Source organism: Pseudomonas sp. NBRC 111124 (assembly GCF_001320245.1).
Taxonomy (GTDB): Bacteria; Pseudomonadota; Gammaproteobacteria; order Pseudomonadales; family Pseudomonadaceae; genus Aquipseudomonas.
In genome coordinates, this window is sequence record NZ_BCBA01000032.1 from 43,803 (window position 1) to 64,758 (window position 20,956).

General features: G+C 61.1%; 17 protein-coding genes. 2 read left to right on the plus strand and 15 right to left on the minus strand.

Annotated features, from left to right (window positions below; all coding sequences use genetic code 11):
• Positions 1-303: 303 nt before the first annotated feature.
• From APH28_RS13310 to APH28_RS13345, 8 genes are all read right to left on the minus strand, one after another.
• Positions 304-1,293: a sulfate/molybdate ABC transporter ATP-binding protein gene (locus APH28_RS13310; RefSeq protein ID WP_060510018.1), complete on the minus strand. Its 990-nt coding sequence runs from the start codon at positions 1,291-1,293 to the stop codon at positions 304-306.
• 3 nt (positions 1,294-1,296) lie between these two features.
• Positions 1,297-2,169, minus strand: coding sequence for a sulfate ABC transporter permease subunit CysW (cysW, locus tag APH28_RS13315; RefSeq protein WP_060510021.1), 873 nt, complete (start codon positions 2,167-2,169; stop codon positions 1,297-1,299).
• A gap of 10 nt (positions 2,170-2,179) precedes the next feature.
• Positions 2,180-2,998 (minus strand): sulfate ABC transporter permease subunit CysT, encoded by an 819-nt coding sequence (gene cysT, locus APH28_RS13320; RefSeq protein WP_060510023.1) that lies wholly within the window; start codon positions 2,996-2,998, stop codon positions 2,180-2,182.
• A 119-nt stretch (positions 2,999-3,117) separates the two neighbouring features.
• Positions 3,118-4,125, minus strand: coding sequence for a sulfate ABC transporter substrate-binding protein (locus APH28_RS13325; protein WP_060510025.1), 1,008 nt, complete (start codon positions 4,123-4,125; stop codon positions 3,118-3,120).
• Positions 4,126-4,175: 50 nt separating this feature from the next.
• Complete coding sequence (gene oscA / locus APH28_RS13330) at positions 4,176-4,358, minus strand: sulfur starvation response protein OscA (RefSeq protein ID WP_003258557.1); 183 nt, start codon at positions 4,356-4,358, stop codon at positions 4,176-4,178.
• A gap of 262 nt (positions 4,359-4,620) precedes the next feature.
• A complete protein-coding gene (locus APH28_RS13335) occupies positions 4,621-7,674 on the minus strand; it encodes an efflux RND transporter permease subunit (protein ID WP_060510026.1) in 3,054 nt (1,017 codons plus the stop codon).
• Positions 7,671-8,735 carry an efflux RND transporter periplasmic adaptor subunit gene (locus APH28_RS13340; protein WP_060510028.1) on the minus strand — a complete coding sequence of 355 codons (1,065 nt, stop codon included), beginning with the start codon at positions 8,733-8,735 and terminating at the stop codon, positions 7,671-7,673. The genes APH28_RS13335 and APH28_RS13340 overlap by 4 nt, the downstream gene beginning before the upstream one ends.
• On the minus strand, positions 8,732-9,820 hold the full coding sequence (locus APH28_RS13345; protein WP_060510030.1) for an efflux RND transporter periplasmic adaptor subunit: 1,089 nt from the start codon (positions 9,818-9,820) through the stop codon (positions 8,732-8,734). Before APH28_RS13345 ends, APH28_RS13340 begins: the two co-directional genes overlap by 4 nt.
• Before the next feature lie 315 nt (positions 9,821-10,135).
• Between APH28_RS13345 and APH28_RS13350 the strand changes: the two genes are divergently transcribed.
• Positions 10,136-10,510, plus strand: coding sequence for a transposase (locus APH28_RS13350; protein ID WP_060510032.1), 375 nt, complete (start codon positions 10,136-10,138; stop codon positions 10,508-10,510).
• Positions 10,511-10,615: 105 nt separating this feature from the next.
• Here the strand turns inward: APH28_RS13350 and APH28_RS13355 are convergent, their stop codons facing one another.
• The 7 genes from APH28_RS13355 to APH28_RS13385 form a co-directional block, all read right to left on the minus strand.
• The gene (locus tag APH28_RS13355; RefSeq protein WP_060510034.1) at positions 10,616-11,509 is read right to left on the minus strand and encodes an ABC transporter permease subunit; all 894 of its coding nucleotides are present in this window, start codon (positions 11,507-11,509) and stop codon (positions 10,616-10,618) included.
• On the minus strand, positions 11,506-12,426 hold the full coding sequence (locus tag APH28_RS13360; protein ID WP_060510037.1) for an ABC transporter permease subunit: 921 nt from the start codon (positions 12,424-12,426) through the stop codon (positions 11,506-11,508). The genes APH28_RS13355 and APH28_RS13360 overlap by 4 nt, the downstream gene beginning before the upstream one ends.
• Positions 12,423-13,565: an ABC transporter ATP-binding protein gene (locus tag APH28_RS13365; protein ID WP_060510039.1), complete on the minus strand. Its 1,143-nt coding sequence runs from the start codon at positions 13,563-13,565 to the stop codon at positions 12,423-12,425. Before APH28_RS13365 ends, APH28_RS13360 begins: the two co-directional genes overlap by 4 nt.
• Positions 13,566-13,636: 71 nt before the next feature.
• Entirely contained in the window at positions 13,637-14,731 is a 1,095-nt protein-coding gene (locus tag APH28_RS13370) for a polyamine ABC transporter substrate-binding protein (RefSeq protein ID WP_060510041.1), read from the minus strand.
• Between the two features lie 174 nt (positions 14,732-14,905).
• On the minus strand, positions 14,906-16,003 hold the full coding sequence (locus tag APH28_RS13375) for a polyamine ABC transporter substrate-binding protein (RefSeq protein WP_060510043.1): 1,098 nt from the start codon (positions 16,001-16,003) through the stop codon (positions 14,906-14,908).
• Positions 16,004-16,172: 169 nt separating this feature from the next.
• Positions 16,173-17,534: an aspartate aminotransferase family protein gene (locus tag APH28_RS13380; RefSeq protein WP_060510045.1), complete on the minus strand. Its 1,362-nt coding sequence runs from the start codon at positions 17,532-17,534 to the stop codon at positions 16,173-16,175.
• Between the two features lie 46 nt (positions 17,535-17,580).
• Positions 17,581-18,939, minus strand: coding sequence for a glutamine synthetase family protein (locus tag APH28_RS13385; RefSeq protein ID WP_054887243.1), 1,359 nt, complete (start codon positions 18,937-18,939; stop codon positions 17,581-17,583).
• Between the two features lie 574 nt (positions 18,940-19,513).
• On the opposite strand from APH28_RS13385, the gene APH28_RS13390 reads away from it, so the two are divergent.
• Positions 19,514-20,890, plus strand: a complete 1,377-nt coding sequence (locus tag APH28_RS13390; RefSeq protein ID WP_060510047.1) for a glutamine synthetase family protein — start codon at positions 19,514-19,516, stop codon at positions 20,888-20,890.
• Positions 20,891-20,956 lie beyond the last annotated feature (66 nt).

Below are 20,956 nucleotides of genomic sequence, written 5' to 3' on the forward strand. Positions count from 1 at the left end.
TTAAAGTTAGAACTCTTGGGAATATATATTTAGAGAGGATGGCTCTAGCCCAAGGGTTTCGCGGGGTGCGGGTTCACAGCGATCAGGCGATGCTTTGCAGGCATATGAAATATTCGTGCAAGGCATCAGATTGCCGCGAGGGCTATGCCCTCGTTTCGCGACACAAGGCCGCTCCTACAAAGGACCGCGCACCCCCCGTAGGAGCGGCCTTGTGTCGCGAAAGGGCTGCAGAGCAGCCCCAGCAATCGCCCAGACAATAAAAAGCCCGGGACCATGCCCGGGCTGTTCATGCTTCAAGGCGACTCAGATATCCGCCACCTTCTGCCAGACCTTCGGCCGGAAGAACAACGTCTCCCCGCGGGCCAACCCGGTCAGGCTGTCGTGGTCCTTGACCACTTCGGCCTCGATCAGCTCGCTCTGCCCTTCTACCTTCAAGGTCACCCGGGTGGTCGCACCCAGCGGGCGGATGTCGCGCACTTCGGCCGCATGGTGGCCCTCGGTCTCATGCCGCGACAGCGACACCTCGTGCGGGCGGAACAGCACATGGTGCCCCTCGCTCAAGGCCAGGCGGTTGGAGTCACCGAGGAAGTGATAGACGAAATCGTTGGCTGGCTGCTCGTACACTTCGCCCGGCGAGCCGATCTGCTCGATCACACCCTTGTTCATCACCACGATGCGGTCAGCCACTTCCATCGCCTCTTCCTGGTCGTGGGTGACGAACACCGAGGTCAGGTTGATGTCTTCGTGCAAGCGCGCCAGCCAGCGGCGCAGCTCCTTGCGTACCTTGGCGTCGAGCGCACCGAACGGCTCGTCGAGCAATAGCACCTTGGGCTCCACCGCCAGCGCGCGGGCCAGGGCAATACGCTGGCGCTGGCCACCAGACAGCTGCTCGGGGTAGCGGTCGGACAGCCAGTCGAGCTGCACCATGTTCAGCAGTTCATGGACTTTCTCGGCAATCTTGCTCTCGCTCGGGCGCTCGCCCTTGGGCTTCATGCGCAAGCCGAAGGCAACGTTGTCAAACACGCTCATGTGGCGGAACAGCGCGTAGTGCTGAAACACGAAGCCGACGTTGCGATCACGCACGTCATGGCCGGACACGTCCTCGCCATGGAACACGATGTTGCCCTGGTCCGGGGTTTCCAGGCCGGCGATGATGCGCAGCAGGGTGGTCTTGCCACAGCCGGACGGGCCAAGCAGGGCCACCAGCTCGCCGCTGTTGATGTCCAGGTTGATACTGTTCAGGGCCTGGAAGCTGTTGAAGCGCTTGCTGACGTTACGAACTTCGATCGACATGAATCATTCCTCCGCGGCGCTGTTGCGCAGGCGGTTAATACGGTTCTCGCTCCACTGCTTGAGCAGCAGGATGAAGAGCGCCAGGATCAGCAACAGGCTGGCCACGCTGAAGGCCGCGACGTGGTTGTACTCGTTGTAGAGGATCTCCACGTGCAGCGGCAAGGTGTTGGTCACGCCACGGATATGGCCCGACACCACCGACACCGCGCCGAACTCGCCCATGGCCCGCGCGGTGCACAGCACCACACCATAGATCAGGCCCCATTTGATGTTCGGCAAGGTCACGTGCCAGAACATCTGCCAGCCATTGGCACCGAGCAGGCGCGCGGCCTCCTCCTCTTGCGTGCCCTGCTCCTGCATCAGCGGGATCAGTTCACGGGCAACGAACGGCACGGTGACGAAGATGGTCGCCAGGACGATGCCCGGCAGGGCGAACACGATCTGGATATCGTGGTCCTGCAGCCAGTGGCCGAACAGGCCTTGCGCGCCGAACATCAGCACGTAGACCAGGCCGGCGATCACCGGCGACACCGAGAACGGCAGGTCGATCAAGGTCACCAGGATGCTCTTGCCGCGGAAGCTGTACTTGCTCACGCACCAGGCGGCACTGACACCGAATACCAGGTTCAGCGGCACCGAAACGACCACGGCGAGCAAGGTAAGCTTAAGCGCCGACAAGGCATCAGGCTCGAAGATCGCCTCGACGAAGGTGCCGAAGCCATTCTTCAGCGCCTGCGACACCACAATGACCAATGGCAGCAGCAGGAACAGCGCGAATACCAGCCAGCCAAGGCCGATCAGAACGCGCCGCGAGGTGGCGCTGCCACGCCGGGCGGCGTTGGCGGCAGCGCTTGCACTCAGGGTTGAACTGGACATGCGGCCTCCTTCAAGGGGTTTCGATGCGGCGCTGCAGCAGGTTGATCAGCAGCAGCAGGATGAAGGAAACCACCAGCATCAGCACGCCGATGGAAGTGGCGCCGGTGTAGTCGTACTGGTCGAGCTTGACCATGATCAGCAACGGCAGGATCTCCGTCTTCATCGGCATGTTGCCAGCGATGAAGATCACCGAACCATACTCGCCAACGCCACGGGCGAAGGCCAGGGCAAAGCCGGTGAGCCAGGCGGGCAGCAGCGCTGGCGCCAGGATGTGGCGGAACACCTGCAGAGGTTTGGCGCCCAGGCATGCAGCGGCCTCTTCGACTTCACGCGGGATGTCGGCCAGCACCGGTTGCACCGTGCGCACCACGAACGGCAGGGTGACGAAGGTCAGTGCCAGGGTGATGCCCAACGGCGTGTAGGCAATCTTGAAGCCCAAGTCGGTGGCGAACTGGCCAACCCAGCCCGCAGGCGCGTACAGGGCGGTCAAGGCAATACCGGCCACGGCGGTGGGCAGGGCGAACGGCAGGTCGATCATCGCGTCGATGATCTTGCGCCCAGGGAAGGTGTAGCGCACCAGCACCCAAGCCAGCAGGGTACCGATCACACCGTTGATGATGGCGGCGAACAGGGCGGTGCCGAAACTCAGCTTGAGTGCGGCGATCACCCGCGGTGCACTGATGACGTTCCAGAACTGTTCGAAGGTCAGCTGCGAGGCATGGATGAACATGGCCGCCAGCGGTATCAGCACGATCAGGCTGAGGTACACCAAGGTGTAGCCCAGCGTCAGCCCGAAGCCGGGTATGACGGGGGAAATGCGACGTGACATAAAGATCCCTGGTTTAACGCACGAAGCCCGGAAACAATTCCGGGCCGGTGCAGGCTTCTGAATCCTGGGGCTGCTGCGCAGCCCTTTCGCGGCTAAAGGCCGCTCCTACCATGACCGCGTTACTGTGCCTGATAGATCTGGTCGAACACACCACCATCGTTGAAGAATTTCGGTTGTGCAGTCTTCCAGCCACCAAAGTCCTTGTCGATGGTTACCAGATCCAGTTTGGGGAATTGCTTGCCAAATTCGGCAGCAACTTTCTCGTCACGCGGGCGGTAGAAGTTTTCGGCAGCGATCTTCTGGCCGGCCGGGCTGTACAGGTGCTTCAGGTATTCGCTGGCAATCTCGGTATTGCCCTTCTTCTCGGCGTTCTTGTCGACTACCGCCACTGGCGGCTCGGCAAGGATCGACAGCGACGGCACGACGATGTCGAACTTGTCAGCGCCACCGTCTTCCTTCAGCGCCAGGAAGGCTTCGTTTTCCCACGCCAGCAGCACGTCACCCTGACCGTTGTTGACGAAGGTGATGGTCGAGCCGCGGGCACCGGTATCCAATACAGGCACGTGCTTGAACAGCTCCTGCACGTAGGCCTTGGCCTTGTCTTCGCTACCGCCGGTCTTCAGGCCGTAGGCCCAGGCGGCGAGGAAGTTCCAGCGGGCGCCACCGGAGGTTTTCGGGTTGGGCGTGATGACCGACACGTCCTTCTTGATCAGGTCGCCCCAGTCCTTGATACCTTTCGGGTTGCCCTTGCGCACCAGGAACACGATGGTCGAGGTGTACGGGGTGCTGGCGTCCGGCAGGCGCTTCTGCCAGTCCTCGGGCAAGGTCTTGCCGAGTTTGGCGACTTCGTCGATGTCACCGGCCAGGGCCAGGGTCACCACGTCGGCGCGCAGGCCGTCGATTACCGCCCGGGCCTGCTTGCCCGAGCCGCCATGGGATTGCTGGATCTTCACCTTGTCGCCCGGATGGGCCTGTTGCCAGTGCTTGATGAATTCGGCGTTGTACTGCTGGTACAGCTCACGGGTCGGGTCATAGGACACGTTCAGCAGTTCGTAGTCCTTGGCGATGGCGGAACCGGCAAAAACAGCACTGGCCAAGGCGGCGAGTGCATAACGGCGGATGGACATGGTGAAGCTCCCGATTGGCATTTTTCTAGTTTTGGATGTTGTGGCGCGAATCAGCCGGTCTTGTTACCAGGCTGTTGCAGGCGGAACTTCTCCTTGCGCTCGATCTGCACGACCTGAGCGTTGTGCACGGTGATTTCCACCGCACCGAAACGCAGGTCGCGCAAGGCGCTCTGGATCTCACGCAGAATGGTGGCTTCGTCCTGACCGTCGATGCTACGCAGCGATGCACTCATGCTCGTTCTCCTTGGAATGAGGGTGCCGGGCAGGGATTTGAAGGGGATTTATTGCCTGGCTTGGAGGCAATAGTAGTGAGGCGGGATTATTCTTAAAAATACTGTTTAAGAATGTTTATATAACCATTTCTCAAACCTGACGCGCGCCCCTTGTAGGAGCGGGCTTGCCCCGCGAACACCGGCAAAGCCGGTGCCAAGCGCCTAGGGGCCTGGCACCGGCTTTGCCGGTGTTCGCGGGGCAAGCCCGCTCCTACAAGAACGTTCAGTTGTGGTGTTCAGGCTCGCGAATCTTGTACCAGGCCACATACAACGCCGGCAGGAACAGCAGCGTCAGCAGGGTCGCGACAATGATCCCGCCGATCATGGCGTAGGCCATCGGTCCCCAGAACACCTCGCGGGCAATGGGGATCATCCCCAGGCTCGCTGCCGCCGCCGTCAGCAGGATCGGCCGGCGCCGGTGGTTGGTCGCCTCCACCACCGCATCCCATGGCGAGTAACCCTGGGCTTCGAACTCGTCGATCTGGGTCACCAGGATCACCGAGTTACGAATGATGATGCCCGCCAGCGCGAGGATGCCGAGGATTGCCACAAAGCCCATTGGCGTGCCCGTCGGCACCAGCGCCAGCACCACCCCGATCAGCCCCAGGGGGGCCACGCTGACCACCAGGATCAGCTTCTGCACGCTGTGCAGCTGGATCATCAGGAAGGTCGCCATGAGGAACAGCATCAAGGGGATGACCTTGCGGATCGGCCCCTGAGCCTTGGCGCTTTCCTCCACGGTACCGCCGGTGGCCACTTCGAAGCCCACAGGTAGCTTGCTGGCGAACTCGTCGATCTTCGGCTTGAGCTGGGCCACCAGGTCGGTAGGCTGGATATCGCCGTTGACCGAGGCCTTGATGGTGATGGTCGGCTTGCGGTCACGACGCCACACCAGCGGCTGCTCCAGCTCGTAACGCACGGTGGCGAACGACAGCAGCGGGATCGAGGTACCACTGGGGGTCAGTATCTGCAGGTTCTGCAGGGTATCGGGCGAGCCCCGCTCGCTGTCCTCGGCGCGGGCGACCACATTTACCAGGTAGATGTTGTCGTTGACCTGGGTGATGTTCACCCCGCTGACGATGCTGTTCATCACGTTGGCCACGTCTTCCGACGACAGCCCCAGCTGGCGCGCCTTGTCCTGGGCGATTTCCACCCGCAGCACCTTACCGGGTTCGTTCCAGTCGTAGATCATCTCGCCGATGTGCTCGTTCTGGTCGAGCAAGGTGGCCAGGTCGATGGCGTGCTTGCGCACTTCGTCGATATTGCCGCCGCTGACCCGGTACTGGATCGGCCGGCCTACTGGCGGGCCCATCTCCAGCGACTGCACGTTGACGCCGATGCCGACGAAGTCTTCATGGAGGATCTTCTGCAGCCGCTGCATCATGCCCTGGCGCTCTTCGAAGCCTTTGCTGACGATCACCAGCTGCGCGTAGTACGGGTTCTGCAACTGCTGGTCGAGGGGCAGGTAGAAGCGGATCGCACCCTGGCCGATGTAGGTGCTCCAGCTCACCAGGTCCGGGTCGTCCTTGATCCGCGCCTCGAAGCGGTCGACCACCTTGCGCGTTTCCTCGATCGAGGCGTTCTGTGGCAGGTTGAGGTCGACGAGGATTTCCGGGCGGTCCGATGACGGGAAGAACTGGTTCTGCACAAAGCGCTCGCAGAAGATCGCCAGGGCAAACAGCACGATGGTGCCGATGATGGTCAGCCAGCGGTTGCGCATGCACCACAGCAGACCATGCTCGAAGGCCCGGCCGACACGCCCGGGCTCGGCCTCATGGGCCTTGAGCTTGGAGCTGCTGAGAATGTGCACGCCCAACACCGGGGCGAAGAACACCGCCACCACCCACGACACCATCAGCGCCACGGCGATCACCGCAAACAGCGTGTAGGTGTACTCACCTGCAGAACTTGCGTTGAGGCCGATGGGCACGAAGCCGGCCACCGTCACCAAGGTACCGGTCAGCATGGGGAACGCCGTCGAGGTATAGGCGAACGTGGCCGCTTGCTCCTTGCTCTCGCCCATTTCCAGGCGCGTGACCATCACCTCGACGGTGATCATCGCGTCATCCACCAGCAGGCCGAGGGCGATGATCAGTGCCCCCAGCGAAATCCGCTGCATGGTGATGCCACTGTATTCCATGAACACGAACACCATCGCCAGCACCAGCGGAATCGAGCAGGCTACCACCAGGCCGGCGCGCATGCCGAGGCTGACGAAGCTCACCGCCAGCACGATCACCACCGCTTCGAACAGCGCGCTGGTGAAGCCGCCGACCGCCTGCTTGACCACCACGGCCTGGTCCGACACGGTGTGCACGCCAACGCCGACCGGCAAGTCTTCGATCACCCGGTCCATGCGCTTTTTCAACGCCGCGCCAAATACCTGCATGTTGCCACCAGCCTTCATGCCGATGGCCAGGCCGATGGCGGTCTGGCCGTTGTAGCGGAACATCGGCGACGGCGGGTCGACGTAGCCGCGCTGGATGTCGGCGATGTCGGCCAGACGGAAGAAGCGGTCGTTGATCTTCAGATTGACGGTCTGCAGGTCCTTTTCCGAGGCGAACTGCCCGGTGGTGCGCACCGAAATGCGCTCGGGGCCGGCCTCGATCACCCCAGCCGGGGTCACCGCGTTCTGTGCTTGCAGCGCTTGCATGACCTGGCGCTGGTCGATGCCCAGTGCCGCCAGTTTGCGGGTGGAGAAGTTCAGGTACAGCACTTCGTCCTGGGTACCGACCAGTTCGATCTTGCCGATATTGGGTACTTCGCGCACCTCGGCGCGGGCCTGTTCTACGTAATCGCGCAGTTGGCGCAGGGTCAGGCCGTCGGAAGTAAAGGCGTAGATCGAACCGAACACGTCACCAAATTCGTCGTTGAAGGCAGGCCCTTGGATACCCTGCGGGAACTGGCCGCGGATGTCCTGGATCTTCTTGCGCACCTGGTACCAGATTTCCGGGATGTCCTTGGCCTTGGTGGTGTCGCGCAGGTACACGTACACCGTGGACTCGCCAGGGCGGGTGTAGCTCTTGGTGTAGTCGAGGGAGTCCAGCTCTTCGAGCTTCTTCTCGATGCGGTCGGTCACTTGGTAGAGGGTTTCGTCCTGGGTCGCACCCGGCCAACGGGTCTGGATCACCATGGTCTTGATGGTGAACGAAGGGTCTTCCTCACGGCCAAGGTTGAAGTACGAGAAAATGCCCATCAGCAGGGCAACGAACATCAGGTACCAGACGAACGATTGATGCTTGAGCGCCCATTCGGACAGGTTGAAGCTTCCTTTCATTGCGCATCCTCGTCGAAGGTGACCTTCTGGCCAGGCTTGAGGCTGTTTACGCCCGCCGTCACCACGCGCTCGCCAGGCTGCACGCCCGAAGCCAGGACGATGCTGTCGGCAGTACGATCGATCAGGGTGACGTCACGGGTGCCCACGGTCTTCTGCTGGGTATCGATCACCCACACCTGAGTTTTGCCGTCACGCTCGAGCAAGGCACTCAGGGGCAGTTCGCTGCGCGGGTACACTTGCGAGCTGAGGGTCACACTGATCGCGGTGCCCAGGTGGAAGGCGGCCGGTGTGCTCGCCAGGGTCAGCCGGGCGCGACGGGTGCGGGTGGCGGCATCAGCTTGGGGCTCCAGCTCGCGCAGGGTGGCCGTGGTGTTGATGGAAGGATCGAGTTGCGAAGCGACCGTGAAGGTCAGGTCTTTGCTCAACTGCTCGGCCAGACCGATGGGCAGATCGATCACGGCCTCTTTCACGTCCGGCCGGGCCAGGGTGACCACAGACTGGCCTGCGGTGACGGTTTGCCCGGCTTCGGCCTGCCAGGCCGTGATCACTGCGGCGTGGTCGGCGCGCAGGGTGCTGTAGTCGAGCTGGTCACGGGCCTGGCTGAGCGCAGAGCGCGCCTGCTCCAGTGCGGCGCTGGTGGTTTTCAGGTTGGTCTGGGCAATATCCAGCTGGGCTTGGGCACCAACGCCACGGTCGTACAGCTGTTGTTGGCGGCGAGCATCGGCCTGGGCATTGATCCACTGCGCCTGCACCTTGGCCAGGTCGCCTTCGGCCGCGCGCAACTGGTTTTGCTGGTCGGTGGGGTCGAGCGTGGCCAAGGTGTCACCCGGCTTCACCTGGGCGCCCACATCCAGCCAACGCCGGGCAATGCGCCCCCCAACCCGGAAGCCCAAGGTGCTTTCGAAACGCGCCTGGATAACGCCCGCGAAGCGGCCCAGCTGCGACTGCACCTGTGGCGCCACCTTGACCGACAACACCGGCCGGATCGGCTCGGGCGCTTCTTCCTCATGACCGCAGGCGGCCAGCAGCAGGCCGGCCGACAGCATCAGCAGGCGCTTCATAGCTCACCCTCCGTGGTCTTGGCATCGACCTTTTCTACCTGCATGCCCGGGTGCAGCAGCTGGCTACCGACCACCACCACGGTCTCGCCGGCCTTAAGGCCGTTGGCGACTACGATCTTGCCGGTCAGGTAACGGCTGACCTCGACCTTGCGCAATTCAACCTTGTCGCCCTCGCCCACCACCCAGACGGCAGGTTCATGCAGCGCCTTGGTCAAGGCTGACCACGGCAGCTCGATGCTCGGCCGCCCCACTGCATTGGTACTGGCCGTGACCGGCGCGCCCAGCTGCATGCCCGGCGGCACGTCCTTGAGCGCCACCTTGACCTGCACCGTGCCACTTTGCGCCGACACGGTGGGGGTGATTTCGCGGACAACGCCGTGAGCTTGCACCTTAGGGTCATCCAGCAGGCTGACGATGACACCGGCATCGCTCGGCGGCGCCACCAGCAGTGATTCATAGACGTTGAACACCGCATCGCGGTCGCCGTCACGGGCCAGGCTGAAGATCGGCATGGTCGCCTGCACCACCTGGCCGACTTCGGCCTGGCGTTCGGTAATCACGCCATCGGCATCGGATACCAGTGCGGTGTAGCTCAGTTGCTCGTTGGCATCGGCCAGCTCTGCCTGGGCTGCCTTGAGCGCGCTCTGGTTGCTGCGCAGCGCAGCTTCGGCGGCATCGTATTCACTCTGGCTGGTATAGCCCTTGGGCAGCAGTTTTTGCTGGCGCACAAAGGCGGCGCTGGTCTGGGTGACCCGCGCCTGGGCAGCGAACACCTCGGCCTTGGCCGAGTCAACGTTGTTCTGCAGGTCTTTGGGGTCGAGGCGTGCAAGCACCTGGTTGGCCTTGACATGGTCACCGACGTCGACGCTACGGGAAATGATCTTGCCACCGACGCGGAACGACAGGTCGGTCTGCACCCGCGCCTGCACGTCGCCGGTCAGGGTAACCCTGGCAGCGAAGTCGGTGGGCGACACCTGCTGTACGCCAACCCGTGGCAGTGTTGCGGTGGTTTCTTCCTTGCTACAGCCGGCGAGCATATACAGCAGCCCCAGGCAAACTACCGACAGCGGACGCATCAACGTCATGCAGGCTCCTTGCTTTGCGCGCAAATGATTCTTTGGATGCGACTGTCAGCGTAGTTCAGGGTTCGATAAACGGCACTGACCGGGATCAGTTAGGCATTTTCAGCGGCTGTCCGGCCCTCTTCGCGGGCTCGCCCGCTCCCACAGCTATGCACAGGTTTCGAAGACTGCGCCACCCATGTGGGAGCGGGCGAGCCCGCGAAGAGGCCGGCAAAGCCATGCATCAGCTTCTGCCATATCCAGAAACCATCAGTCACCCACCATCCCCGCTTAAGCCGCTACCTTTCAGAAGCAAATTCAGTTTCAAGGAAGATCACAATGCCATTAGCCGCACTGTTCCATGACTTCCACCTTGCTCGCCTGGTGGTCAAACACCTGCGGGTCTCAGATGACATTCAGGATTGTCGTTCGCTGGCCTGGGTACTGATGCCTGACCACTTGCATTGGTTGATCGAGCTAAAAGAGGTGGCATTGGGAACACTGATGCGCAAGTTCAAATCACGCACAGCCATTGCGTTACACAAGGCAGGTGTCAGGCACAAGCTGATATGGCAACCGGGTTACCATGACCATGCGTTGAGGCGGGAAGAGAGTGTGGTGCATGTAGCCCGTTACATTGTGGCCAACCCCTTGAGGGCTGGATTGGTAAGGAGTTTCAGGGACTATCCACACTGGGATGCAATATGGCTTTGAATCCGTGTGGGTGCCTTCGCGGGCTCGCCCGCTCCCACAGGGGTTACCACAAACCTTGAGGCTGTGAGGTCCCTGTGGAGCGGGCATGCCCGCGAATGGGCCGGGTCAGGCCGACGCTGCCACCTGAGTCGGGCGCTTGACCTGTGGCTGCGAGGCGTTGGCCGCCGCACCCTCTTCGATCGCTTGCTGGATCGCCTTGCGTCGATGCTCTTCGGCACGGCGGCTGAAGAACCAGACAAAGAAGGTCACCAGCGACACCGACAGCAGGATCAGGCTGGCCACGGCGTTGATCTCAGGCTTCACGCCCAGGCGCACCGCCGAGAACACTTCCATCGGCAAGGTGGTCGAACCCGGGCCGGACACGAAGCTCGCCAGTACCAGGTCGTCCAGCGACAACGCGAACGACATCATGCCACCTGCCGCCAGCGACGGTGCGATCATCGGGATAGTGATCAGGAAGAACACCTTCCACGGCTTGGCACCCAGGTCCATCGCCGCTTCCTCGATCGACAGGTCCAGCTCGCGCAGGCGGGCCGACACCACCACCGCCACATATGCCGCGCAGAACGTGGTGTGGGCGATCCAGATGGTGACGATGCCACGCTCCTGCGGCCAGCCGATCATCTGCGCCATGGCCACGAACAGCAGCAACAGCGACAGACCGGTGATCACCTCAGGCATGACCAACGGTGCGGTGACCAGGCCGCCGAACAGCGTGCGGCCCTTGAAGCGGGTGACCCGGGTCAGCACAAAGGCCGCCAGGGTACCCAGCGCCACTGCGGCCACCGCCGTGTAACAGGCGATTTCCAGCGAGCGCATCACCGAACCCATCAGCTGAGTGTTGTCGAGCAGGCCGACGTACCACTTCACCGACCAGCCACCCCACACCGTTACCAGCTTGGAGGCGTTGAACGAGTAGATCACCAGGATCAGCATCGGCAGGTAGATGAACAGCAAGCCGAGCACCAGCATCAGCTTGGAAAAACTGAAGCGCTTCATGCTCTGCCCTCCATTTCTTTGGCCTGGCTGCGGTTGAACAGCAGGATCGGCACGATCAGGATCGCCAGCATCACCACCGCCAGGGCGGAAGCCACCGGCCAGTCACGGTTGTTGAAGAATTCCTGCCACAGCACTTTACCGATCATCAGGGTTTCCGGGCCGCCAAGCAGCTCAGGAATCACGAACTCGCCCACCACCGGGATGAACACCAGCATGCAGCCGGCGATGATGCCGTTCTTCGACAGCGGCACGGTGATCTTCCAGAAGCTGTTGAAGGTGCTCGAACCCAGGTCAGAAGCGGCTTCGAGCAGGCTCTGGTCGTGCTTCACCAGGTTGGCGAACAGCGGCAGGATCATGAACGGCAGGTACGAATAGACCACGCCGATATACACCGCCAGGTTGGTGTTGAGGATCTGCAAGGGCTGATCGATCAAGCCGGTCCACAGCAGGAAACCGTTGAGCAGCCCGTTGTTGCTGAGGATGCCCATCCAGGCATAGACGCGGATCAGGATCGCGGTCCAGGTCGGCATCATGATCAGCAGCAGCAGGACCGTTTGGGTCTCCTTCTTGGCGTTGGCGATGGCGTAGGCCATCGGGTAGCCGATCAGCAGGCACAGCAGGGTGCTGAAGAAGGCCATCTTCAACGAGCCCAGGTAGGCCGAGATGTACAGCTCATCCTCGGTCAGCAGGCCATAGTTGGCCAGGTTGAGCACCAACTGGATCTTGTCTTCGACGTAGGTGTAGATCTCGGTATACGGCGGGATTGCCACGTCGGCTTCGGCGAAGCTGATCTTCAAGACGATGAAGAACGGCAGCATGAAGAACAGGAACAGCCAGATGAACGGAATCCCGATCACCACATGCCGCCCTTCCGGGGTCAAACGCTGAAAGGCTCTTTTGAGCTTGCGCAGTTTCATGACCGCAGTACCACGCCGCTGTCGTCTTCCCACCACACGTACACTTCATCGCCCCAGGTCGGGCGGGCGCCCTGGCGCTCGGTGTTGGCGACGAACGACTGGACGATCTTGCCGCTTGGCAGCTCGACGTAGAACACCGAGTGGCCACCGAGGTAGGCGATATCGTGGACCTTGCCGCGCGACCAGTTGTGCTCGAAGTCTGGCTGGCTGGTGGTGACCAGCAGCTTTTCCGGGCGCAGGGCGTAGGTGATGTGCTTGTCTTCCACCGAAGTGGTGATGCCGTGGCCGACGTAGATCTTGCGCTCCAGTTCCGGGCTGGCAATGATCGCGTGGCCTTCGGCATCGTCGACCACTTCACCGTCGAACAGGTTGACGTTACCGATGAATTCGCACACCAGGCGGCTGGTCGGGGTCTCGTAGATATCCACCGGCGAGCCGATCTGGGCGATCCAGCCCAGGTGCATGATGGCGATACGCTGGGCCATGGTCATGGCCTCTTCCTGGTCGTGGGTCACCATCACGCAGGTCACGCCCACGCGCTCGATGATTTCCACCAGTTCCAGCTGCATCTGCGAACGCAGTTTCTTGTCCAGCGCACCCATCGGCTCATCGAGCAGCAGCAGCTTGGGGCGCTTGGCCAGAGAACGGGCCAAGGCTACCCGCTGGCGCTGGCCACCGGAGAGCTGGTGTGGCTTGCGCTTGGCGTACTGGCTCATGTGTACCAGCTTGAGCATCTCGGCCACGCGGGCGTCGATCTCGGCCTTGGGCATCTTGTCCTGCTGCAGGCCGAAGGCGATGTTCTGCGCCACGGTCATGTGCGGGAACAGCGCGTAGGACTGGAACATCATGTTGATCGGCCGCTCGTACGGCGGCATGTCGGTGATGTCGACGCCATCGAGGAAGATCCGCCCTTCAGTCGGGCGCTCGAAGCCGGCCAGCATACGCAGCAGGGTCGATTTACCGGAACCGGAGCCACCCAGCAGGGCGAAGATCTCGCCTTTGCGGATTTCCAGGGACACATCGTCCACGGCGACCGTTTCGTCGAACTTTTTTGTAACCCGGTCGATCTTGACCAGCACCTGCTTGGGTTGCTGGCCACCCTCGAGGGCTTTTTTATAGGCACCGGAGGCAACTGCCATGAGTGAAACTCCCAACAAGATTTTTGTGCCCGCGCGGCCTGTGATCCAGGTACCGCAGCGGGTCTGGATAATTACTTGCCCGACTTGACCTTGGTCCAGCTACGGGTCATCAAGCGCTGCACCTTGGGCGGCAGCTCTGAGTTCACGAACATCTTGTCCAGCACTTCCTGCGGTGGGTAAACCGCAGCGTCAGTCCTCACGGCCTGGTCCATCAGGTCGCCAGCCTTGGGGTTCGGGTTGGCGTAACCGACGTAATCACTGACCTGGGCGATAACCTCAGGTTTCAGCAAATAGTTGATGAAGGCGTGGGCCTCTTTGACGTTCTTGGCGTCCTTGGGGATCGCCAGCACGTCGAACCAGAGGTTGCCGCCTTCCTTGGGAATGGCGTAGGCCAGGTTCACGCCCTTCTTCGCTTCGATAGCGCGGGCCTTGGCCTGGAACACATCACCCGAGAAACCTGCCGCGACGCAAATGTCGCCGTTGGCCAGGTCGGTGATGTACTTCGACGAGTGGAAATAGGTCACGTACGGGCGTACGGCCAGCAACTTCTGCTCGGCCTTGGCGTAATCCTTGGGGTCGGTGCTGTTGGGGTTGAGCCCCATGTAGTTGAGCACCGCCGGGAGCATTTCGTCCGCCGAGTCGAGGAAGGCCACACCGCACTTGGAGAGCTTCTTCATGTTCTCGGGCTCGAAGAGCACGGACCAGGAATCGATCTTGTCCACGCCCAGCGCGGCCTTGACCTTGTCGACGTTGTAACCGATACCGTTGGTGCCCCACAGGTAAGGCACGGCGTACTGGTTGCCCGCGTCGTTCTTTTCCAGGCGCTTCATCAGGGCCGGGTCGAGATTGGAATAGTTGGGCAGCAGGTTCTTGTCGAGCTTCTGGAACGCGCCCGCCTTGATCTGCTTGCCGAGGAAATGGTTGGACGGCACCACTACGTCATAGCCGGTGTTGCCGGCCAGCAGTTTACCTTCCAGGGTTTCGTTGGAATCGAAAACGTCTTGCACGGGCTTGATACCCGTTTCCTTTTCGAAGTCAGCGAGTGTGTTCGGGCCAATATAGTCCGACCAGTTGTACACATGCACCGTAGGCGCCGCTTGGACGCTGCATGCCAGCGTCAGGCCCGCTCCAGCCATCAAGGCCTTGCGTAATACAGAAATAGACAAGTGGGTGGTCCTCACAATCAGTGCCTTGGTGACGGCGTACTTATTGGCTACAAGCGCTACCGCGCACACAAAACCGGCGCGCAACTTACCTGCGCAGCTTCGATGCCGCAATCATCAATTACCATTCACTGGCTCTGGGCCGGTAAACCCCGGCCCAGAGGTCACACATCGGGGTTATTTGCCCGATTTGATCTTGGTCCAGCTACGGGTGATGTCACGCTGGACCTTGGCGTCCGGTGCAGCAATGGCATACAGCTCTTTCTTCACTTCAGCTGGCGGATAGATGCTTGGGTCGCTGGTGATGGCCTTGTCAACCAACGGGGTAGCGGCCTCGTTGCCGTTCGGGAAGCGCACGGCATTGGTGATCTCGGCCATGACTTCCGGCTGCAGCAGGAAGTTCATGAACTGGTAGGCCGCATCTTTATGCTCGGCGTCTTTCGGGATGGCGACCATGTCGTAGAAGGTACCGGCACCTTCTTTCGGAATGATGTAGTCCACCTTCACCTTGTCGCCAGCTTCGTGGGCACGGGCCTTGGCCTGCTCGACGTCACCCGAGTAACCGACGGCTACGCAGATGTTGCCGTTGGCCAGGTCGCCGATGTACTTGGACGAGTGGAAGTAGGTGATCGAAGGACGAACCTTGAGGAACAGCTCCTCGGCGGCCTTCAGGTCTTCTTTGCTGGTGCTGTTGCTCGGCTTGCCCAGGTAGTGCAGTGCGGCCGGCAGCATTTCGGTCGGGGCATCCAGGAAGCTCACGCCGCAGCTCTTGAGCTTGGCGATGTTCTCAGGCTTGAACACCACGTCCCACGAGTCGATCTTGTCCACGCCCAGCGCGGCCTTGACCTTCTCCGGGTTGTAGCCGATGCCGATCGAGCCCCACATGTACGGGAAGGCGTGCTTGTTGTCCTTGTCGCTGGCGTCGCCAACAGCTTTGAGCAGGTCCTTGTCGAGGTTTTTCCAGTTGGTCAGCTTGGAGCGGTCCAGCTCCTCGTAGACGCCAGCCTTGATCTGTTTGGCCAGGAAATTGTTCGACGGCACGACGATGTCGTAGCCCGACTTGCCGGCCAGCAGTTTGGCCTCCAGGGTTTCGTTGCTGTCGAAGACGTCGTACTTGACCTTGATACCGGTCTGCTTCTCGAACTTGGCGATGGTGTCCGGAGCGATGTAGTCCGACCAGTTGTAGACGTTCAACACTTTGTCTTCAGCCTGAACAGCGGTAGCCACGGCACCCATCAGGGCGGCGGCCAGCAACGTTTTGCCCATTTTATTCATGCGTAATGCTCCAGAATTTTTATGTTAGCAACTGTCCAGCAGCCAGAACCCACGGTGCAGAGCGCGCGGCAACTGAAACAGCCGCTAGTCTGGCAAGTTACAAGGCCCTGTATCAAGGAAAGCAGGGCCTTGTAACGACTTAATGTCACATCGCTAGCCTAGCAAACGCTTATCGAATCGCCTCAAGGGTCAAATCGAGGCATTTGCGTGCCTTTACTACCAACTCGTCGATCTCTTCATGGCTGATCACCAGTGGCGGCGCGATGATCATCGTATCGCCGACCGCACGCATGATCAGGCCGTTTTCGAAGCAGAAGTTACGGCAGACCATTCCGACACCCTTGCCCTCATAACGGCTGCGGGTCGCCTTGTCCTTGACCAACTCGATCGCGCCGAGCAGGCCCAGGCCGCGCACCTCGCCGACCAGCGGGTGGTCCTGCAGTTCACGCAAACGCTTTTGCAAATACGGTGCCGCTTCCGTACGTGCCTTCTCGACGATCTTTTCGTCGCGCAGGATGCGCAGGTTTTCCAGGCCCACAGCAGCCGCCACCGGATGGCCGGAATACGTGAAGCCGTGGTTGAAGTCGCCACCTTCGCTGATCACCTTGGCCACCTTGTCACGCACGATCACACCGCCCATGGGGATGTAACCGGAGGTCAGGCCCTTGGCAATGGTCATCAGATCGGGCTTGAGGTCGTAGTAGTCGGAGCCGAACCACTCGCCTGTGCGCCCGAAGCCACAGATCACTTCGTCGGCGACGAACAGGATGTCGTACTTCGCCAGGATCTCCTTGACCTTCGGCCAGTAGGTTTCCGGCGGAATGATCACGCCACCGGCGCCCTGGATCGGCTCGGCGATGAAGGCGGCGACATTGTCTTCGCCGACTTCCAGAATCTTTTTCTCCAGTTGCTCGGCTGCCCAGACTCCGAACTCGTCCGGGTTCATGTCGCCGCCCTCACCGAACCAGTACGGCTGAGGAATGTGCACGATGCCCGGGATCGGCAGGCCGCCCTGCTCGTGCATGCCACTCATGCCGCCCAGGCACGCACCCGCGAAGGTGGAGCCGTGGTAGCCGTTGATGCGGCCGATGATGGTCTGCTTGTGCGGCTTGCCCTTCAGCGCCCAGTAATGGCGAACCATGCGCAGCACAGTGTCGTTGCCTTCGGAGCCGGAACCGGTGAAGAACACATGGGTCATGCCTTCAGGGGCCACGTCGGTGATCGCCTTGGCCAGCTCCAGCGCTGGCGGGTGAGCGGTCTGGAAGAACAGGTTGTAGTACGGCAGTTCGCGCATCTGCTTTTCTGCCGCCTGCACCAGTTCTTCACGGCCGTAGCCGACTGCCACGCACCATAGGCCGGCCATGCCGTCGAGGATCTTGTGCCCCTCGCTGTCCCACAAATGCACACCCTGCGCCTTGGTGATGATGCGCGGCCCCTTCTCCTTCAGCTGCTTGTAGTCAGAGAAGGGTGCAAGGTGGTGCTCGCCGCTCAGGTTTTGCCATTCACGGGTTTGCGGGTTGTTGACGCTCATGTGCCTCTCCATTTTCCGGCGGCCGCACGGGCGGCCTCAGGGTTGATCAGACAGCGAATAACAGGAACTCACGCTCCCAGGAGCTGATGACGCGTTTGAAGTTCTCGTGCTCGGCGCGTTTGGTGGCGACGTAGCCGGTGATGAACTTCTTGCCCAGGTACTGCACCAGCGCACGGCTGTTTTCCATGCGTTCGAGGGCGTCCTCGATGGTCAGCGGCAGGCGCAGGTTGCGGCGTTCGTAGCCACGGCCCTGAACCGGCGCGCTGGCTTCGATGCCCTCGACCATGCCGATATAGCCACACAGCAGGCTGGCGGCGATGGCCAGGTAAGGGTTGGCGTCAGCGCCCGGCAGGCGGTTCTCGACGCGACGGTTCTGCGGGCCGGCATCCGGTACGCGCAGGCCAACGGTGCGGTTTTCTTCGCCCCACTCGACGTTGACCGGCGCCGAGGTGTCGGGCAGGAAGCGGCGGAACGAGTTGACGTTGGGGGCGAACAGCGGCAGCGCTTCGGGGATGAACTTCTGCAGGCCACCGATGTGGTGCAGGAACAGTTCGCTCATGCTGCCGTCTTCATTGCTGAAGATGTTCTTGCCGGTGGTCACGTCGACCACGCTCTGGTGCAGGTGCATGGCGCTGCCCGGCTCGCCGGTCATCGGCTTGGCCATGAAGGTGGCGGCGACGTTGTGCTTGAGCGCGGCCTCGCGCATGGTGCGCTTGAACACCAGGATCTGGTCGGCCAGGTGCAGCGCATCGCCATGACGGAAGTTGATTTCCATCTGCGCCGTGCCGTCTTCGTGGATCAGGGTGTCGAGGTCCAAACGCTGCAGTTCGCACCAGTCGTAGACGTCTTCGAACAGCGGGTCGAATTCGTTGGCGGCTTCGATCGAGAACGACTGGCGGCCGGTTTCCGGGCGGCCCGAGCGGCCGACCGGCGGCTGCAGCGGGAAGTCCGGGTCTTCGCTGCGCTTGGTCAGGTAGAACTCCATCTCCGGCGCGACGATCGGCTGCCAGCCCTTGTCTGCATAGAGCTTGAGGACTTTCTTCAGCACGTTGCGCGGTGACAGTTCGACCGGGTTGCCCTTCTTGTCGTAGGTGTCGTGGATCACCTGGGCGGTCGGCTCGATGGCCCACGGCACCAGGAATACGGCGTCCTGGTCGGGGCGGCAGATCATGTCGATGTCGGCCGGGTCTAGCAGGTCGTAATAGATGTCATCGTCGACATAGTCGCCGGTCACGGTCTGCAGCAATACACTTTCGGGCAGGCGCATGCCTTTTTCGGCGATGAATTTGTTGGTGGGCGAGATCTTGCCGCGGGTGATGCCGGTCAGGTCGCTGATCAGGCATTCGACTTCGGTGATCTTGTGCTCTTTCAACCAATCGGTGAGCTGGTCGAGGTTGTTACTCATAAATACCTCAGGAGGTAAGGTGGTCCGCGCTCTGATTCTGGAGGGAGTAGATTGCTAAAGCAAAAACCCACGCGCAGGCGCACTGTGGATACACTGAAATCAAGCGTGTCCGTAGTGGCATCAAAGGGCAGGAATACGAGAAGAGCAACGAAAAAGCGTTACGAGGTGTGGTCCAGGTGCGCAAAGCGTCAATTATTGCGGCCATGCAGGCCACAGTTCGACTGATGCGTGCGGGAACGGCAGGGATACCCGACTGCACTGCGCAGGCAGCGCGTTCAGGTCGCGACAAGCGGACCATGTGACCCTCGTATTATTGTGTTTTGGGTTGAGTCCGAGCTTAGCCTTGTTAATTTTTTTACACAACACCTCCGTAAAAAATAAAACACGGCATGTCGGAGATAGCCCTTTGTGAAGGAAATAGCGGATAATGGCGCGCCCCGATATGCAGCAAATCTGCCGTCGATGTGCCATTTCAGGGCATCATGGGGTTGGCTTGACATCAGTTTGTCTTTTCGATTGACTGGTCCTGCAAGCCCCCCTTGATTGATATTTTTAACAACAAAGGTGTTGCATCATGTCGGTACCCCCGCGTGCCGTTCAGCTTAACGAAGCGAACGCGTTCCTTAAGGAACATCCTGAGGTTCTCTACGTTGACCTTCTGATTGCAGATATGAATGGTGTGGTGCGTGGTAAGCGCATTGAGCGCACCAGCCTCCACAAGGTTTACGAGAAAGGCATCAACCTGCCGGCCTCCCTCTTCGCCCTGGACATCAACGGTTCTACCGTCGAAAGCACCGGGCTGGGCCTGGACATCGGCGATGCTGACCGCATCTGCTATCCAATCCCCGACACACTCTGCAATGAGCCATGGCAGAAGCGCCCGACCGCGCAGCTGCTGATGACCATGCACGAACTGGAAGGCGAGCCGTTCTTCGCCGACCCGCGCGAAGTGCTGCGTCAGGTGGTGAGCAAGTTCACCGATATGGGCCTGACCATCTGCGCCGCGTTCGAGCTGGAGTTCTACCTGATCGACCAGGAGAACGTGAACGGCCGTCCGCAGCCACCACGCTCGCCAATCTCGGGCAAGCGCCCGCAGTCGACCCAGGTCTACCTGATCGACGACCTCGACGAATATGCCGACTGCCTGCAGGACATCCTGGAAGGCGCGAAAGAGCAAGGCATCCCGGCTGACGCCATCGTCAAGGAAAGCGCCCCGGCGCAGTTCGAAGTCAACCTGCACCACGTTGCCGACCCGCTCAAGGCCTGCGACTACGCGGTACTGCTCAAGCGGTTGATCAAGAACATCGCCTACGACCATGAAATGGACACCACATTCATGGCCAAGCCCTATCCGGGCCAGGCTGGCAATGGCCTGCATGTACACATCTCCGTGCTGGACAAAGATGGCAACAACATCTTCACCAGCGAGGATCCCGAGCAGAACGCCGCGCTACGTCACGCTGTCGGCGGTGTGCTCGAGACCCTGCCTGCGTCCATGGCGTTCCTCTGCCCGAACGTCAACTCCTACCGCCGCTTTGGCGCACAGTTCTACGTGCCGAACGCGCCGAGCTGGGGCCTGGACAACCGTACCGTGGCCCTGCGCGTGCCAACCGGTTCTGCAGATGCCGTGCGCATCGAGCACCGCGTAGCCGGCGCCGACGCCAACCCGTACCTGATGATGGCTGCCGTGCTGGCAGGCGTGCACCACGGCTTGACCAACAAGATCGAGCCAGGCACGCCTATTGAAGGCAACTCGTACGAGCAGCTGGATCAAAGCCTGCCGAACAACCTGCGCGATGCCCTGCGCGAGCTGGACGACAGCGAGATCCTGAACAAGTACATCGATCCGAAGTACATCGACATCTTTGTCGCGTGCAAGGAGAGCGAGCTGGAGGAGTTCGAGCACTCGATCTCCGACCTCGAGTACAACTGGTATCTGCATACCGTGTGAGCAAAAACGCCGCCCTTAGAGGCGGCGTTTTTTCATTCCGGATCGCGTCGCCTGCTTCGCGGGCTT

Bases quoted from the DNA above. Each gene is read 5' to 3' on its own strand.
- APH28_RS13310 (WP_060510018.1), bottom strand. From the start codon at position 1,293: ATGTCGATCGAAGTTCGTAACGTCAGCAAGCGCTTCAACAGCTTCCAG.
- cysW (WP_060510021.1), bottom strand. From the start codon at position 2,169: ATGTCCAGTTCAACCCTGAGTGCAAGCGCTGCCGCCAACGCCGCCCGG.
- cysT (WP_060510023.1), bottom strand. From the start codon at position 2,998: ATGTCACGTCGCATTTCCCCCGTCATACCCGGCTTCGGGCTGACGCTG.
- APH28_RS13325 (WP_060510025.1), bottom strand. From the start codon at position 4,125: ATGTCCATCCGCCGTTATGCACTCGCCGCCTTGGCCAGTGCTGTTTTT.
- oscA (WP_003258557.1), bottom strand. From the start codon at position 4,358: ATGAGTGCATCGCTGCGTAGCATCGACGGTCAGGACGAAGCCACCATT.
- APH28_RS13335 (WP_060510026.1), bottom strand. From the start codon at position 7,674: ATGAAAGGAAGCTTCAACCTGTCCGAATGGGCGCTCAAGCATCAATCG.
- APH28_RS13340 (WP_060510028.1), bottom strand. From the start codon at position 8,735: ATGAAGCGCCTGCTGATGCTGTCGGCCGGCCTGCTGCTGGCCGCCTGC.
- APH28_RS13345 (WP_060510030.1), bottom strand. From the start codon at position 9,820: ATGACGTTGATGCGTCCGCTGTCGGTAGTTTGCCTGGGGCTGCTGTAT.
- APH28_RS13350 (WP_060510032.1), top strand. From the start codon at position 10,136: ATGCCATTAGCCGCACTGTTCCATGACTTCCACCTTGCTCGCCTGGTG.
- APH28_RS13355 (WP_060510034.1), bottom strand. From the start codon at position 11,509: ATGAAGCGCTTCAGTTTTTCCAAGCTGATGCTGGTGCTCGGCTTGCTG.
- APH28_RS13360 (WP_060510037.1), bottom strand. From the start codon at position 12,426: ATGAAACTGCGCAAGCTCAAAAGAGCCTTTCAGCGTTTGACCCCGGAA.
- APH28_RS13365 (WP_060510039.1), bottom strand. From the start codon at position 13,565: ATGGCAGTTGCCTCCGGTGCCTATAAAAAAGCCCTCGAGGGTGGCCAG.
- APH28_RS13375 (WP_060510043.1), bottom strand. From the start codon at position 16,003: ATGAATAAAATGGGCAAAACGTTGCTGGCCGCCGCCCTGATGGGTGCC.
- APH28_RS13380 (WP_060510045.1), bottom strand. From the start codon at position 17,534: ATGAGCGTCAACAACCCGCAAACCCGTGAATGGCAAAACCTGAGCGGC.
- APH28_RS13385 (WP_054887243.1), bottom strand. From the start codon at position 18,939: ATGAGTAACAACCTCGACCAGCTCACCGATTGGTTGAAAGAGCACAAG.
- APH28_RS13390 (WP_060510047.1), top strand. From the start codon at position 19,514: ATGTCGGTACCCCCGCGTGCCGTTCAGCTTAACGAAGCGAACGCGTTC.